This is a genomic window from Paenibacillus sp. FSL K6-0108, assembly GCF_045040695.1.
Classification (GTDB): Bacteria; Bacillota; Bacilli; order Paenibacillales; family Paenibacillaceae; genus Paenibacillus; species Paenibacillus pabuli_B.
Window position 1 is genome coordinate 57601 of sequence record NZ_CP150288.1, and the last position, 16579, is coordinate 74179.

The window sequence follows — 16579 nt, forward strand, 5'->3', positions numbered from 1 at the left end:
AGTGACCTGTCGGCAAGGGGCTTGTCAAACGGATGAAACCACAATAAGGCCGGGGGTTCCACACCACCGCGCCGCCTCTGTTTCTTTTGTCGTAAAGTTTTTGGACCCTACCCACCAATTGTGACAAACTACGTCTTCTATTCTATCTATAATCAGAACCATCGAGAACGAAACATGAAAATCAAATTAATCGAATGGGGTGCCTTGAGGATGATGGAAAAGTGGAATGTCATTCAATTTCCGGGAATGAAAGCTGGTAAAGGGGGTACAGAAGCTCGGGAGGAGCTGTCGGTACGTCTGAAACAGTGGATTAGCTCCCGCAAGGCCGTCCAGATCGTTGCTGCACGTAAATGGGTGCTGCTTCTCACCTTTATGGGATTTTTATTGGGCAAGGCTATGATTCTGAATGAATTATCGCCCTTTGCGATTGCTTATTTTGCGGTAATTGCTTTCATGCGCAGGGATTACATTATTCCGGTAGGAGCCGCGCTGCTGGCAGGAAGTCTTTTTGCCCCGTTCCCGGTACCTCTGATTGTTGCTTCGGAGCTCGCCATCTTCTATCTGTTGTTCAGAGGGTTGGAGTCTTATGACCGTGCTGAATTATCTTATGCGCCAACGATGGTGTTTACGACTACTTTTATGGTCAAGTTATTCGCCGTTGTCATTGGGCCGTCTTTCAGCTGGTACGCCATGCTGATGCTCACCATGGATTCTGTACTCAGCTTTGTGCTTACCCTTGTTTTCATACAGGCCATACCTATCTTCACCTATCGCAAAAAAAAGTTCAACCTGAAGAACGAGGAGATCCTCTGTCTGATCATCCTGCTGGCTTCCGTTATGACGGGGGCGGTGGGCTGGACGATTCAATCTTTGTCCGTAGAGCATATACTCTCTCGGTATCTCATTCTAGTCTTTGCGCTGGTGGGCGGAGCCCCCCTAGGAGCCTCGGTTGGGGTTATTACTGGCCTCATTCTGAGTTTGGCCGACATGTCGGCAGTATATCAGATGAGTCTGCTTGCTTTTGCTGGCATGCTGGCGGGTATGCTCCGGGAGGGTAAACGCGCAGCGGTTGCGCTGGGTATGCTGCTGGGTTCCTCCATTTTGTCCATATATCTGGGTGGTCCGGGAGATGTCATGAATTCCTTATGGGAAACTTGTGCAGCCATAGCGCTGTTTATGTTGACGCCTAAAAGCATGATGACGGCCATCTCCAAATATGTTCCTGGCACGCAGGATCACACGAAATCGCAGCATGAATATGCGAAGAGAATACGGGATGTCACCGCAGAACGAGTTACCCGTTTTTCGCAGGTATTCCGTCAACTGTCACGCAGCTTCGATCAAATGTCCGGCGCGGGGGAGCCGTTACAGAACGAAGGCGGGATGGAGCATTTCATGAATGCTGTAGCCGAAGGGACGTGTTCGGGTTGCTTTAAGCGCGCCCAATGCTGGGATGCCAAGTTTATTCAAACCTATAAATATATGACGGACGTGATGAGTTCCATTGAGGCCAACCCGGAGATGTCAGGAAAGCAGATTCCCGTGGAATGGAACAGGGTATGTGCGAAACCGGAAGAAGTGCTCGAAGTAATGCGTGCTCAGTATGGTCTGCATCAACATAACATGCAATGGAAACGTCAGATTATAGATAGTCGACAGCTGGTTGCAGAGCAATTATCAGGGGTATCCCAGGTGATGGAGGACCTGGCCAAAGAAATTCAGCGGGAAAGTGAGGAAATGGTACATCAGGAGGAACAGATTCGGGATGCGCTTGAATCGTTAGGTCTGTCCATACATTCTATTGAAATCATTAATCTGGAAGCGGGGAATGTGGAAATAGAGATTGTTCATGCCTATACACGGGGATTTGACGAGTGCCGAAAAATGATCGCTCCGCTAATCTCGGATGTACTGGACGAGCATATCGCCGTCTTGAATGAGACGATGCTCGACCCTCGCCAAGGGCTGGCGACAGTCACCTTTGGCTCTGCCAAAACGTTTGAGATAACAACGGGTGTTGCTGCTGCCGCCAAAGGGGGAGATGTGATGTCCGGGGACAGTTTCAGTACGGTTGAACTGGGCAATGGTACATTTGCAGTTGCGCTTAGCGATGGGATGGGCAATGGGGAACGGGCACGCATGGAGAGCAGTGCTGCACTAAATATACTGGAACAGTTGTTACAATCGGGCATGGATGAGAAGCTGGCGATCAAATCGGTAAATTCCGTTCTGATGCTGCGTTCTCCTGAAGAGATGTATGCAACGGTCGATATGGCTCTGATCGATGAATATACGGCAGAGACCACATTCATGAAAATCGGCTCAACTCCAAGTTTTATTAAACGAGGGCAGGAGGTTATTCAGGTTTCGGCCAGCAATCTGCCGATTGGAATCATCAAAGATATTGAGGTGGATCTGGTAACCGTACAGCTTCAACCAGGGGATGTTTTAATTATGATGACAGATGGCATCTACGATGCACCGGGGTATGCCGTCAATAAAGAACTATGGATGAAACGCCTCATTCAGGAAATTGATAGTGATGATCCTCAGGAAGTAGCTGACTGCCTGCTTGAAAGTGTTATTCGTTATCAGCAGAATGAGATCTATGATGATATGACTGTAATTGTAGGCAAAATAGAACATTATCGCCCGGAGTGGGCCACTTTGAGAGTGCCCGGAATAAGCCGGATGGAACGTCCGCGTACCGTTAGTTAATTGGATATTCCTCTGTTTGAAGTCTCTTCATTCTGGCAATGCTAGTCATAGAGTTGGAGAGTAACCCAAAACGGAGGGATATCGGATGAAACAAATATTGTTGATCACCGACGGTTGTTCCAATGTAGGTGCAAGCCCGGTGCTGGCTGCGGCGGAGGCGCGGGAAGAGGGAATTACAGTCAACGTGGTCGGTGTTATTGATTATGGAACTATTGGTGAGTTGGGCAGTCGGGAGATCGAGGATATTGCCAAAGCCGGAGGTGGAATCAGTCAGATCGTAGGCACCAGACAGCTTGCCCATACGATGCAGATGATGACAAGAAAAACGGTGGTTCAGACCATTCAACAGGCGGTTAATAGAGAGTTAACACAAATTCTGGGAGAGCACGAGCCCAAAACGGTAACAGACCTTGAACCGGCTAAACGTGCACAGGTGGTTGAAGTGATGGAGGATATGGCGGAGACAACACCGCTTCAAGTGGTTCTTCTCATTGATGTAAGTGCCAGTATGAAGCCGAAGCTAGCTGCTGTGGAGGAAGGGATTCGGGATTTAATGCTTAGCTTGCAGGCACGTATGGGTCAGAGCCATCTTTCTGTCTTTCATTTTCCTGGACGACATAGCGGAGAAGAAGCTGTCATGGACATCGACTGGACAGTTGATCCGAGCCGTGTTCGTTCACTATTTGGACGTTTGCAAATGAAGGGAGCGACGCCGACAGGTCCTGCGATTCAAAGGGTGATTGATTTTTACCGTTATGGTACACTGGAGGGACAGCAGGAAATAGAAGGGAACTATCGCATTGAAAGAGAAGGGATGCTCGGTGACAACGTTGTCTGACGCCTCTTTCCCGCCAGGAACAGTCATCACAGGGAAATGGAATCGCAGCCGTTATACGATTCGGAAGCTGCTGGGCAAAGGAGCCAACGGCATCGTTTTTCTTGTCCAGCGGGGTGAGAATGGCAAACATTATGCTCTTAAAATGGGATTTGACCCTGTAGATCTGCAATCAGAAATTAATGTGCTCAAATCTTTTCAATTACAGCGTAATCATGAGGCCCTTCGGCAGAGTGGCATTCCTTCTTATCTGAAAGATGTGGATGATTACGCCATTCGTGGTCGTGATATTCCTTTTTATGTGATGCGTTACGTTAGGGGGGAATCTCTGCACCACTTCATTCGGCGTCAGGGAACGGATTGGACACTTCTGGTTGGACTCAGACTACTGCAGAAGCTGGCTCAATTGCACCATGCGGGATGGGTGTTTGGCGATCTCAAACCTCAGAACGTACTGGTATCGGATTATGGGCAGGTAGAACTTATCGACTATGGTGGAGTGACTTCTATCGGCCGGAGCGTCAAACAGTTCACGGAATGGTATGATCGCGGATTCTGGAATGCGGGCAGCCGAACAGCAGATGGTACCTATGATGTGTTTGCTTTTGCGTTATTATTGATTCATGTACTTGAAGCTGATGCACTCAAAGTGCTGGCTGCAGAAGGATTGCCCCAACTGCGAAGTGTAAACCAGCTTACAGCTCTTGTGGAGCGCAGTGAACGTCTTCGCCCTTTTCGAAACTGGACTATTCAGGCATTACGAGGTCAGTTTCAGGATGCAGGACACGCGGCTAAGGTCTGGAAAGAGATGATGTCACGCCCTTCTCCTCTTCGTCGCCGTTCCAAAAGTACAACACCACGTTGGCTCAAAAATGCATTTGCTGTATCCGTTATACTACTTATTGGGGTACTCATCTATGCACTGCGATTCTGACCTGTGAGAGTGCATATACATAACGTAAGGAATGAGGAACAGGTATGGAGGCTTTACGCTGGAACAAGCTGGTGAATAACGTGCTGGATGCAGCGGAAGAGCATCAGTTATGGGTTCCCGGGGATCGGATTGTCGTCGCAGTATCGGGCGGACCGGACTCGGTAGCTTTTTTGCATATTATGCATGAGATCAGTACCAGGCATATTCCGCTGGAATTGATTTGCGCGCATGTACATCATGGCTTCCGGGATGAATCCGATCATGAAGCCGAGATGATGGAGGAACTTGCGCACCGGCTCGACATAACATTTGAGTGGGTGAAGGCCGATGTACCTTCTTATATGAAGCTTACTGGTCAAGGTTCTCAGGAAGCCGCGCGCAACAAGCGATATGAGTTTCTGCATCAGGTGGCTGCCAAATACAATGCGGCGAGCATTGCACTGGCCCATCATGCTGACGATCAGGCAGAGACGGTTATGCTCCATTTGCTGCGTGGCAGTGGGCTTTCCGGACTCGCAGGAATGAAGTTTAAACGTCGGGAAAAAAATGTGGAACTTATTCGTCCATGCCTTCGTATAAACAAGACAGACCTTGTAGAAGCTTGTAATACCCAGGGTTTTCTGTATTTTAATGATGAAAGCAATTCCCTGCGTAAATATCGGCGTAATGCCATTCGCTTGGATGTGCTCCCTTTTTTGGGGCAATATAATGGACAGTTGACGCCGTCTTTGAATCGACTTGCCGAAATTGTAGGCGATGAAGACGATTTCATGGAGCAGGGTGCATATGACGCATACAGGTGTCTAGTGCAGGCGAACGGCGGAAGGCAAACCTTTGAGGTGCCTTCCTTTTTGAAGTTACATGTCGCTTTACAACGAAGGTTGATTAAACTAATATTGAATTATCTGCCTTTGGACAGTGATTTTGTCGACTTTACCCGTATTGAAACCATTCGTCGTAAGGTCATCCAGCCTGACGCGACGACCTGGAGCCTGGATATAGGACAGACACTCGCCTGCACCCGGGAGTATGATCTGATCTCTTTTGGCATACGGACTGACGTACAGGATCAATCTTACGAATATCGTCTTGCTCAATGGAGCGGAACTTATGAGCTTTCTCTCACGGAAATCGACCGACATGTTCGGCTCGTTCCGATGAGTCCCGAGGACTATCATGTACCGGAATCGGCGGATCATGCCGCATTTGATGCGGATCAACTGCTTATGCCGCTGGTTGTGCGTTCACGGTTACCTGGAGATACCATGAAAGTGATGGGATTAAACGGAAGCAAAAAGGTGAAAAATATTTTCATCGATGAGAAAATTCCCCCTTCTGTCCGTTCACGGGTTCCCGTGGTATGTGACGGAGCAGGCAATATCATCTGGTTACCGGGTGTTCGCCGGTCCAGTGTAGCTCCTGTCAGGGAGGATACTTCCGTAATCCTGTACATGACTGTAGGCGATTCAGCGATTCAGGGGTAGTGGTTATGGTTCAGGTAAGGCTTTCATATGTATAACTTAGGAGGTTCGCACAGTTGCAGAACGACATTCAGGAAGTATTGATCAGTGAAGAAGAGATTCAGAGTAAAATCAAGGAATTAGGCGCAACAATAAGTGCCGAATATGCAAATCGCAATCCTTTGGTCATTTGTGTGCTCAAGGGTGCGTTTATATTTATGGCTGATTTGGTTAAGAACATTACGGTACCTGTTGAGATGGATTTCATGGCAGTATCGAGTTACGGCGCTTCCACCAAATCATCTGGCGTGGTCAAAATCATTAAGGATCTGGATGAACCTGTTGAGGGACGCGAGGTTCTGATTGTAGAGGACATTATTGATAGTGGGCTCACGCTCAGTTATTTGATCGAGCTCTTGCAGAATCGCGGTGCTGAATCCGTCCGCGTAGTTACGCTATTTGACAAGCCTTCAGGTCGCAAGGTTGAACTTGAAGCTCATTACACAGGTTTTGACATTCCGGATGCATTTATCGTTGGCTATGGCCTGGATTATGCTGAGAAGTACCGGAACCTCCCTTACATCGGGATTCTGAAACCGGAAGTTTACAGCAACTAATGTTTAAGCTAGCTCCAAGCCCATATCTGTTGGTGGCTTCTGTTGAGAAGCCATGTCGGGCTATGTTAAAATAATTAAAGTGTCTCGAGAGGAGGTAGGGGATGAATCGGTTCATCCGGAATTCTGCTTTTTATTTGATTCTTTTTTTAGTTGTGGTGGGGATAGTCCAGTTCGTCAGCAATGGCGGCGAAGCCACCGATAATCCTAGATATGATCAGTTGCGCGCGGCGATCAAGGCCAATAACGTCTCTGAATTGACGGTTCAATTCAACGGTCAGACGTACCTCGTGACCGGTCAATACAGGGAGACGCCTGACGGAGCCAAATCAGAAAATTTCTCAACGTATATTCCTCCTACGGATGAGGCAATTAGTGAGCTTGTAACTGCAAGCGAAACGAACAAATTCCAATATCATCAGGAACCTATGAAAGGTGACAGCATCTGGTTGACGTTGCTGACTTCCTTTATTCCTTTGATCATTATGTTCCTGCTGTTCTTCTTCCTGTTTAATCAGGCTCAAGGCGGCGGCGGTAAAGTAATGAACTTTGGTAAAAGCCGTGCCCGTCTCTATAACGAAGAGAAGAAACGGGTTACATTTGAAGATGTTGCGGGTGCTGACGAAGAGAAACAGGAGCTTGTTGAAGTCGTGGACTTCCTCAAGGACCCTCGTAAATTCGCAGCAGTAGGTGCCCGGATTCCTAAAGGCGTATTGCTTGTAGGTCCTCCAGGTACAGGTAAAACCTTGCTCGCTCGTGCTGTAGCCGGTGAAGCGGGTGTACCATTCTTCAGTATTTCCGGTTCTGACTTCGTTGAAATGTTCGTCGGTGTCGGTGCATCTCGTGTACGTGACTTGTTTGAAAATGCAAAGAAAAACGCCCCATGTATCATCTTTATCGATGAGATTGATGCTGTAGGACGTCAGCGTGGTGCTGGTCTTGGTGGAGGCCACGATGAACGTGAACAAACCCTCAACCAGTTACTCGTTGAAATGGACGGATTCGGAGCCAATGAAGGTATTATCATCGTTGCCGCAACGAACCGTGCAGATATTCTGGACCCTGCCTTGCTGCGTCCAGGTCGATTTGACCGTCAAATCACGGTTGACCGTCCTGACGTAAAAGGTCGTGAAGCGGTTCTGAAAGTACACTCTCGCAACAAACCACTCACCAAAGACGTGAAGTTGGATATTATCGCGAAGCGTACAACCGGGTTCTCCGGCGCAGATTTGGAAAATCTCTTGAATGAAGCGGCATTGCTTGCGGCACGTCGTAATCGCAGAGATATTTCCATGAAAGAAGTTGACGAGGCGATTGACCGTGTCATCGTGGGTACGGAGAAGAAAAGCCGTGTTATCAGTGACCGTGAGAAGCGCATCGTTGCATATCACGAAGCAGGCCATACGATTGTAGGATACTTCCTGGAACATGCTGATATGGTACATAAAGTGACCATCATTCCGCGCGGACGTGCGGGTGGGTATGTAATCATGTTGCCAAAAGAAGACCGCATGTTGGTGACCAAACAAGAGCTGTTGGATAAAGTAACCGGACTACTTGGAGGTCGTGTTGCTGAAGAACTGTTCATCGGTGAGATTGGTACTGGTGCATACAGTGACTTCCAACAAGCGACAGGTATTGTTCGCAGCATGGTTATGGAATACGGTATGAGTGAGAAGCTGGGACCTATGCAGTTTGGTAGTTCGCAGGGACAGGTATTCCTTGGTCGGGATATCGGTCACGAACAGAATTACTCGGATTCCATCGCTTATGAGATTGATCAGGAAATGCAACGCTTTATTAACGAATGTTACGAGAAATGTAAGGACTTGCTCGTTAAACATACGAAAGAGATGCATCTAATCGCTCAAACGTTGCTGGAAGTGGAGACATTGGAAATGGATCAGATCAAGCAATTGATCGAGACGGGTTCCCTGGCTCCTAAAGATGAAAACAGCAACGAAGGAGAAGGTACGCCTAGCGAAGGCGGAGAGGCGATCATCGATAACATCGGTGATGTACGCGTCCGTATCCAAGGCAAGGATGAAACGCCTGAGCCACCAGCCGGAGATATTCCTAACGAAGCTCCGAATCTGGACAAAGGGAACAGCAATGACCCGGATGATGGTGGACCGAAGCCAACGTCTTAATGTATAACATCGTCTGCCTATTGTGGTAGATGAAAAAGAGAGCCCCAGGGCTCTCTTTTTTTTATAATCATTTAAATTGCATAGATAATGATAACCGGGAGCTTTAGGGCGAACTACGTAGGAAATAGCCGGTTATGCCATTGTTCCGGGCTCTTTTCATTTATTGACAGAGTCGTGAACGTTGTGTACATTAGTTGTTAAACCGCTTGTGATTCGTTTCTCAAGCGAAAATAACGACTTGGATTTGCCATATGAAACAGCGGATGAGGCTGTCCCGATAAGGAGAGGATCACAGGTGGAAGCTCTGGCTTTAGAGCGCAAGGCTGAGATGAACCGGGAGCTGCGTGAGCGGCTGATGGAGTTGAAGAAGGAACGGAATGCCATTATTCTTGCCCATTATTATCAACGTGACGAGGTGCAGGAGGTCGCTGACTTCCGAGGGGATTCGTTTCTGCTGGCCCAGAAGGCAGCACAAACCGATGCGGATGTTATCGTTTTCTGTGGGGTTCATTTTATGGGTGAAAGCGCTAAAATTCTTGCCCCTAACAAAACGGTTATCATCCCCGACGAGCGTGCAGGCTGCCCTATGGCAGATATGGTTAACGTTGAAGGCTTACGTAAATTGAAAGCACAGCACCCGAATGCCAAAGTTGTAACGTACATCAATTCTTCAGCTGAGATCAAGGCAGAGACCGACATTTGTTGTACATCGGCCAATGCTGTCAGAGTCATTCAATCTGTTGATTCCGATGAAATCATCTGGGTACCGGATAAAAATCTGGGACATTATGTGCAACAACATACAGACAAGAAAATGATTATCTGGGAAGGTTACTGCAATACCCATGATATGCTGACAGTCAAAGACGTGGTTGAGATGAGAGCGAAGCATCCAGATGCCGAGTTCGTTGTTCACCCGGAATGTCGCCCTGAGGTTGTAGAGATGGGTGATTTCGTAGGTAGCACAACCGCTATTCTGGAATATTGCAAGAATTCTTCCGCTAAAGAATTTATCGTAGGCACCGAGGATGGCACAGGATATCAACTGCGTCTCGATAGCCCGGATAAACAATTCCACTTTGCTACCAAGTTCCTCGTATGTCCGAATATGAAGGTTAACAACTTGAAAAAGCTGGTTAAATGCCTGGAGACGATGAAGCCGCAAATTTACGTGCCGCCAGCCGTTGCCGACAAAGCCAGAGAATCACTAGAGCGCATGTTACTGGTGAAGTAGCATGCGCTACTCTTGCTCCAAGACAGGTGAAATAACATGATACCGCAATACTTAGTGGATTTTGATCTGTCCGCGCTGCCGATGGTGGAGACGGATGTGCTGGTTATTGGTTCGGGCATTGCTGGTTTGTTTACTGCGATCAAGGCGAGTGAACAACGTAGTGTGTTGATGATCACGAAGAAGTCATTACTGGAAAGTAACACCCGGTATGCGCAAGGGGGCATTGCTGCAGTTATTGCTGAGGATGATTCACCTGCCTACCATTTGCAAGATACACTTGTTGCCGGAGCGGGACTTTGCCGCTCCGAAGCAGTCGAAGCATTGGTGAACGAGGGCCCGGACGGAGTGAAAGAACTGATTCGACTGGGTACTTTGTTTGATCTGGAGAACGGCGAGTTGGCGTTGACGCAGGAAGGTGCGCATAGCCACCGCCGTATTTTGCATGCTAATGGCGATGCAACGGGATATGAGATTGTACGTGCACTGGCTTCACAGGCCAATGAACATCCGGGGATTGAAGTATGGGATGAGCATTTTGTCATTGACCTGATTACAGAGCAGGGAGAATGTGTAGGTGCGTTGGTTCAGAAGGCTGACGGTTCGCAAGTATTTGTGAAGGCAGAGGCAACCGTATTATGCTCTGGCGGGGCTGGACAGTTGTATCGATATACAACTAACCCGGAAGTGGCTACAGCAGATGGCGTGGCGATGGCCTATCGTGCCGGAGCGGTTGTCCGAGACATGGAGTTTATCCAATTTCACCCGACCTCCCTTTGTTATCCGGGAGCACCACGTTTCCTGGTGTCCGAGGCGGTACGTGGCGAAGGAGCCTATTTGCGCAATGTGAAAGGCGAGCGCTTCATGGAACGATATCATGCACAGCTTGAACTGGCACCACGTGATATCGTCGCCCGGGCTATTGTCAGTGAGATGGAATCGACAAACAGTACGTTTGTATATTTGGATATCACGCATGAACCGGCGGAGATGATTAAGCATCGGTTTCCTACCATTTATGAGACCTGTATGCGATACGGACTGGATATGACCACAGACTGGATTCCGGTCGCTCCTGCTGCACATTACATGATGGGCGGAGTGAAGACGGATCTCAGCGGGGAGAGCAGTATTGGCCGGTTATTTGCCTGCGGTGAGGTATCCTCTACTGGAGTGCATGGCGCTAATCGTTTGGCGAGCAATTCTCTGTCTGAAGCAATTGTGTTTGGCCGGAGAATCGTTGATCGTATTCAATCTCTTCCTCCACTTGCTTCACTGCACAAAGGGGCTCCTGCATCAACAAGCTTGAGCAGAATTATAAAGGATGAGCAGAAGCCGGTATCCGAAAGGCGCTTGCGTCTGCAAAAAATGATGGTACGTCAGGTGGGACTGCGCCGGAATGGCGGTAATCTACAAGCAGCAATGGAAAAACTGCAACAAGAACTTCCATTTTTTGATCAGAAGTTTACTCACAAAGAAGAGATGGAATATGCCAACCTGTTGACCTGTGCCTGGCTGGTTACCACTGGAGCATTACACCGCGAGGAAAGTCGGGGAGCCCACTACCGTGAGGATTTCCCGCAGCGTGACGATGCCGTATGGCAGAAGCACAGTCTGCAGCAGCGAGAACAAGCGATTGTGGAGGAATTGATGTCATGATACTGAACGGATATAATGAAGGACTCATCGAATCCATCAAAAACTGGCTTCGTGAGGATGTTGGTGCAGGGGATGTCACAACAAGTGTGACGATTCCCGCGGGCAGCCTGTCCAAGGCCGTTATCCATGCCAAAGACAATGGAATTATTGCAGGAATTACGGTAGCCGAACTCGTGTTTCAGGTAGTCGATCCTGGCCTTGTATTCACGCCGAGGGTAAAAGACGGTGACGCAGTTACCCATGGTACAATTCTGGCTGAGGTGGAAGGAAGCACACATAGCCTGCTTACAGGAGAGCGCTTGGCTCTTAATCTGCTGCAGCGCATGTCTGGTATTGCTACCCGTACGCGTACTTATGTTGATGCGTTGGATGGCCTTTCTACACGACTGGTCGATACTCGTAAAACAACACCAGGGCACCGTTTGCTTGAAAAGTATGCAGTGCGAGTTGGTGGCGGAGCAAATCATCGGTTCGGCCTCTATGATGCCGTCATGATTAAGGATAATCATATCAAGGGCGCAGGCGGAATCACTGAAGCGGTGCAGCGTGCACGGGCAGTCATTCCACATACCATGACCATTGAAGTCGAGACCGAAAACCTGGAACAGGTCAGAGAAGCCTTGCAGGCTGGGTCAGATATCATTATGCTGGATAACATGCACCCAGATCGGATGCGTGAGGCCGTCGCTCTTATTCGTGAGCAGGCTCCGCATGTGAAGGTGGAAGCATCGGGCAACGTCTCACTAAATACCATTCGTGGTATTGCAGAGAGCGGAGTGGATGTAATTTCAGTTGGCAGGTTAACCTACTCTTTTGAGAGCCTGGATATCAGCCTGGATTTAAACGAAAAGAAAGAGGGGTGAACCTCTTTGATTCTTGTGGTAGACGTGGGCAACAGCAACATCGTTCTCGGCGTGTATCAGGGCCGGGAGTTGCTCCACCATTTTCGCCTGAGCACATCCCGTCAGTCGACAGTGGATGAATATGGCGTATTGATTTATAATTTATTTCATATGTCGGGTATTTCGACACGCGACATTGAAGGTGTGATCATCGCATCCGTGGTTCCGCCGCTGGTGAATGTGATTGAAGCCATGTGTGAGAAGTACGTAGGAAAGAAACCACTGCTCGTCGGACCTGGTATTCGAACCGGCCTGAACCTGCGGTATGAGAACCCTCGTGAAGTTGGCGCGGATCGCATTGTTAATGCAGTGGCCGCTGTTGAGAAGTATGGCGGTCCTCTCGTTGTGGTCGATTTCGGTACAGCGACCACATTTGACTGTATTGATGAGAAAGGAAATTATCTGGGCGGGGCTATCGTACCAGGCATCCATATTGCAACCGAAGCGCTCTATGAACGGGCGTCCAAGCTACCTCGCATTGAATTGGAGAAGCCCAAGAAAGTCATTGGGCGTAACACCATTCATGCGATGCAGGCCGGCATTATTTATGGTTATGCAGGACAGGTGGACGGCATTGTGGAACGTATTCGCGAGGAAATGGGAGCCAAGCCCAGAGTCATTGCAACCGGAGGCCTTGCCAAGCTGATTGCAGAAGAAACACGCAGCATCGAGGAAGTGGATCCGCTGCTTACGCTTGAAGGGCTGCGTATCATTTATGAGCGGAACCGGGAAAGGTAAGAACAGAGACGGCAAACAGCGGGCTGAGATTACAGTCTTATATGTTATGCCGTTTTTTCTATAACTGGCGATTACGCCAAAGGAGGCTGAATGACTTGGAAAACAACAACAAACAAGACCGATTAATTCGTGGTACAGCAATGAACGGACGGGTTAGAGCCTTTGCTGTGCAGACGACGGAACTGGTTGAGGAACTGCGCAGAAGACATGATACGTTTCCCACGGCTACAGCAGCTATGGGGCGTACGGTAACGGCAGCAGCCATTATGGGTGCCATGCTTAAGGGAGAAGAGAAGCTAACTATTCAAGTCAAAGGCGACGGTCCTATTGGACAGATTGTTGCTGATGCTAATGCGAAGGGTGAAGTTCGTGGCTATGTAAGCAATCCGCATGTACATCTGCCGAGCAACAGCATGGGCAAGCTGGACGTTGCTGGTGCAGTCGGAACAGAGGGATTCGTGAACGTAACCAAGGATCTGGGGCTGAAAGAGCCTTATCGCGGCAGTGTACCGATTATTTCAGGAGAACTTGGCGAAGACTTTACGTACTATTTTGCCAAATCGGAGCAAACGCCTTCTGCTGTAGGCGTTGGTGTACTGGTGGATACGGACAATTCGGTTATTGTAGCCGGTGGATTCATTGTGCAGTTACTGCCAGGTTTGACAGATGACGAAATAACCGTGATCGAAAAAGCCATTGGTGCGATGCCGCAGGTAACGACTTTGCTGGATGAGGGTCATGGACTGGAAGAGTTACTTCGCCGTGTATTGCCTGATGTGCAGGTCATGGACGAAATGGATATTACTTTCCACTGTGAGTGTTCACGTGAGCGGGTAGAGAAAACGCTGATCAGCCTGGGTCAATCTGAAATGGAGCAGTTGATTGAGGAAGAAGGCCAGGCTGAAGTGGTCTGCCAATTCTGTAACGAAGCTTACGATTTCAACAAGGAACAACTTGAGACCATCCTAGAGCAAGCCAAGAACTGATTTTATGCGGGGACGGGACGCGGAATGACAAGACAGGAGAAAGGGTTATGGACGGCCGTAATTGTCTTGACGCTTGGAATGCTCGTGATGGGTTCAGTTATGGTCTTGCAAGGCTCACGGACTGGACGTGATGGAGCAGACTCGCCTCAGGATTCCAATCAGGAAGATGGAAGCGCCGTAGCAACAATAAATGGAGAGGTCATCACCAATAAGGAATGGACCGAGGCGTTGAAACGACGCTACGGCAGTGAATTGCTGCTTCAGATGCTTAACCGGAAAGCCGTTTATGCAGAAGCGGTGGACCGTAATTTGACGGTGACCCCCAAGGAAATTGCAAAAGAACTTGCCGCGGCCATGGAAGGGTATGACTCGGAGAAGGCTTATTTTGACGAGATGCAGTCCCAGCTAGGTTTATCTAGGCAGGACCTTGAGCTGGAGGCAGGATACAGGCTGTTGTTAGAGAAAATTGCTACAAGCGGCATTCAGATCAAGGATGCAGATATTGAGCATTACTGGAACGAGCACCATGAAGACTATGTTTCTCCTGAAAAATACGATCTGTCTATCATTGTATTGAAGGAAGAGGACCAGGCAAAATCAGTTCTGGATGCGCTCGACAAGGGTGCAGACTTTGAAGAAACCGCACGTCAGGAATCGACGGACAGTTACTCTCGTGATGCAGGTGGTCGTCTGGGATGGATCGAGCAGAATGATCCGTTTCAGTCCGAAGCACTCCTCAAACTTGCAGCTCAACTGGTCGTTGGCGATATTGCAGGGCCGGTGAAGGTGGAAGAAGGCTATGCCATCATTAAAATGAACGACAAACAAGAGCGCCAGGTACAACCCGCAGAAGAGGTACACGAGGAGATTCGGATGCAGCTGGCACTCAGTCAGGCTGATCCCCTGCCCCAGGTGGAGGAAAGGCTGCGGAGCAAGTATGAAGCTGTCATCATCGCTGAAATTCCGGCATCCTGATTATTCTGCATACGAATGTTCTGCTGCATCTTGATAAAAATACTCTGTCTACAGCCTTAGGGCCCAGGGCGGAGTATTTTTTTGAGTACTCATATTGACAATAGGGTGTAAGGTTGATAAGATAAAAATAATCAAAAACCTACTCATTTACTCGGAATAAAACATTTTATATGACCAAAGAAATCTTCGGAAACCCAGGCTCTGTCCGGCTTATTGCAGATGGAATGGACTTTGACGGATTTCCGCAGTTCTTTTATAACATCTAGAGGCTGCTCGGCCGCACATGTATATGGCAACAGGACTTAAGTAGTATTCATCCCACTAAGGAGGGCATTCATATGGCTAAAGTAGTTAATAACGTAACAGAACTCATCGGAGGTACTCCGCTTGTTCGTCTGAACCGTATCGTACCTGAAGGCAGTGCTGAAGTATTCGTGAAACTGGAATACCAGAATCCAGGTTCGAGCGTCAAAGACCGTATCGCGATCAGCATCGTGGAAGAAGCGGAAAAAGAAGGCAAGCTGAAACCGGGTGATACCATCATTGAAGCAACAAGTGGTAACACAGGGATCGGACTGGCTATGGTGGCTGCAGCCAAAGGCTACAAGTCTGTTATTGTTATGCCGGAAACGATGAGCATGGAGCGTCGTAACCTGCTTCGCGCCTACGGAGCTGAGCTTGTGCTCACACCGGGAGCTGAAGGTATGAATGGTGCAGTTAAGAAAGCTGAGGAATTGCTTAAGGAAAATCCATCTTATTTCATGGCTGAGCAATTTAAAAATAAAGCCAACGTGAAGATCCACCGTGAAACGACTGGCCCTGAGATTGTTGAAGCTATTCAATCTGTAGGCGGTACGTTGGATGCTTTCGTTGCAGGAATCGGTACAGGCGGAACGATTACTGGTACAGGTGAAGTGTTGAAGGAATCCTTCCCTGGGATTAAAATTGTTGCTGTTGAACCAGCAGCTTCTCCAATCCTGGCAGGTGGAAAACCGGGCCCTCACAAAATCCAGGGGATCGGTGCCAACTTTATTCCTGAGATTCTGGATCAGGAAATCTATGACGAGATCATTCACATCGAGAATGACGATGCGTTCGAGACGGCTCGTCAGGTAGCGAAGGAAGAAGGTATTCTTTCGGGTATTTCTTCCGGTGCAGCTATCCGCGCAGGTCTGCAAGTGGCCAAACAGTTGGGTGCAGGCAAACGCGTTGTCGTGATTGTACCAAGTAACGGCGAACGTTACCTCAGTACGCCACTTTACAACTTTGAAGCTTAAGCTTAACAAGTGATGAAACAAATCCTCCTAGCCCGCATGCCGGGTGTGGAGGATTTTTTGCTGAATGCTTTTAAAAGCAGCGGCGCTTTAGTATACTATC

The 16579-nt window shown here is 48.6% G+C and carries 13 protein-coding genes; all 13 read left to right on the forward strand.

What is annotated here, in order from left to right:
* Window positions 1-210: 210 nt before the first annotated feature.
* The 13 genes from spoIIE to cysK all read left to right on the forward strand — a co-directional run bounded on the left by spoIIE (window position 211) and on the right by cysK (window position 16479).
* The gene (spoIIE, locus tag MHB49_RS00275) at window positions 211-2718 is read left to right on the forward strand and encodes a stage II sporulation protein E (protein WP_405154618.1); all 2508 of its coding nucleotides are present in this window, start codon (window positions 211-213) and stop codon (window positions 2716-2718) included.
* Between the two features lie 85 nt (window positions 2719-2803).
* Window positions 2804-3556, forward strand: a complete 753-nt coding sequence (locus MHB49_RS00280) for a VWA domain-containing protein (RefSeq protein WP_076292125.1) — start codon at window positions 2804-2806, stop codon at window positions 3554-3556.
* Window positions 3540-4487 carry a serine/threonine protein kinase gene (locus MHB49_RS00285; RefSeq protein WP_405154619.1) on the forward strand — a complete coding sequence of 316 codons (948 nt, stop codon included), beginning with the start codon at window positions 3540-3542 and terminating at the stop codon, window positions 4485-4487. The genes MHB49_RS00280 and MHB49_RS00285 overlap by 17 nt, the downstream gene beginning before the upstream one ends.
* A 44-nt stretch (window positions 4488-4531) precedes the next feature.
* Complete coding sequence (tilS, locus tag MHB49_RS00290) at window positions 4532-5971, forward strand: tRNA lysidine(34) synthetase TilS (protein ID WP_247900153.1); 1440 nt, start codon at window positions 4532-4534, stop codon at window positions 5969-5971.
* A gap of 53 nt (window positions 5972-6024) precedes the next feature.
* Window positions 6025-6564 (forward strand): hypoxanthine phosphoribosyltransferase, encoded by a 540-nt coding sequence (gene hpt, locus MHB49_RS00295; protein ID WP_247900154.1) that lies wholly within the window; start codon window positions 6025-6027, stop codon window positions 6562-6564.
* Window positions 6565-6665: 101 nt separating this feature from the next.
* The gene (ftsH, locus tag MHB49_RS00300) at window positions 6666-8711 is read left to right on the forward strand and encodes an ATP-dependent zinc metalloprotease FtsH (RefSeq protein WP_405154620.1); all 2046 of its coding nucleotides are present in this window, start codon (window positions 6666-6668) and stop codon (window positions 8709-8711) included.
* A gap of 295 nt (window positions 8712-9006) precedes the next feature.
* Window positions 9007-9945, forward strand: coding sequence for a quinolinate synthase NadA (gene nadA, locus MHB49_RS00305; RefSeq protein ID WP_247902977.1), 939 nt, complete (start codon window positions 9007-9009; stop codon window positions 9943-9945).
* Window positions 9946-9981: 36 nt separating this feature from the next.
* A complete protein-coding gene (gene nadB, locus MHB49_RS00310; protein WP_405154621.1) occupies window positions 9982-11601 on the forward strand; it encodes an L-aspartate oxidase in 1620 nt (539 codons plus the stop codon).
* Window positions 11598-12464 (forward strand): carboxylating nicotinate-nucleotide diphosphorylase, encoded by an 867-nt coding sequence (gene nadC, locus MHB49_RS00315; protein WP_247902978.1) that lies wholly within the window; start codon window positions 11598-11600, stop codon window positions 12462-12464. Before nadB ends, nadC begins: the two co-directional genes overlap by 4 nt.
* Window positions 12465-12470: 6 nt before the next feature.
* Entirely contained in the window at window positions 12471-13241 is a 771-nt protein-coding gene (locus MHB49_RS00320) for a type III pantothenate kinase (protein WP_247900157.1), read from the forward strand.
* Window positions 13242-13336: 95 nt separating this feature from the next.
* Window positions 13337-14227, forward strand: coding sequence for an Hsp33 family molecular chaperone HslO (hslO, locus tag MHB49_RS00325; RefSeq protein ID WP_348773235.1), 891 nt, complete (start codon window positions 13337-13339; stop codon window positions 14225-14227).
* A 24-nt stretch (window positions 14228-14251) separates the two neighbouring features.
* On the forward strand, window positions 14252-15202 hold the full coding sequence (locus tag MHB49_RS00330; protein WP_405154622.1) for a peptidyl-prolyl cis-trans isomerase: 951 nt from the start codon (window positions 14252-14254) through the stop codon (window positions 15200-15202).
* Between the two features lie 338 nt (window positions 15203-15540).
* Window positions 15541-16479 (forward strand): cysteine synthase A, encoded by a 939-nt coding sequence (gene cysK, locus MHB49_RS00335; protein ID WP_062329357.1) that lies wholly within the window; start codon window positions 15541-15543, stop codon window positions 16477-16479.
* The last annotated feature ends 100 nt before the right edge of the window (window positions 16480-16579 follow it).

Excerpts from the sequence above, each read along its gene's own strand:
- nadC (WP_247902978.1), top strand. The coding sequence starts at position 11,598 with ATGATACTGAACGGATATAATGAAGGACTCATCGAATCCATCAAAAAC.
- ftsH (WP_405154620.1), top strand. The coding sequence starts at position 6,666 with ATGAATCGGTTCATCCGGAATTCTGCTTTTTATTTGATTCTTTTTTTA.
- MHB49_RS00280 (WP_076292125.1), top strand. The coding sequence starts at position 2,804 with ATGAAACAAATATTGTTGATCACCGACGGTTGTTCCAATGTAGGTGCA.
- spoIIE (WP_405154618.1), top strand. The coding sequence starts at position 211 with ATGATGGAAAAGTGGAATGTCATTCAATTTCCGGGAATGAAAGCTGGT.
- cysK (WP_062329357.1), top strand. The coding sequence starts at position 15,541 with ATGGCTAAAGTAGTTAATAACGTAACAGAACTCATCGGAGGTACTCCG.
- MHB49_RS00330 (WP_405154622.1), top strand. The coding sequence starts at position 14,252 with ATGACAAGACAGGAGAAAGGGTTATGGACGGCCGTAATTGTCTTGACG.
- tilS (WP_247900153.1), top strand. The coding sequence starts at position 4,532 with ATGGAGGCTTTACGCTGGAACAAGCTGGTGAATAACGTGCTGGATGCA.
- nadB (WP_405154621.1), top strand. The coding sequence starts at position 9,982 with ATGATACCGCAATACTTAGTGGATTTTGATCTGTCCGCGCTGCCGATG.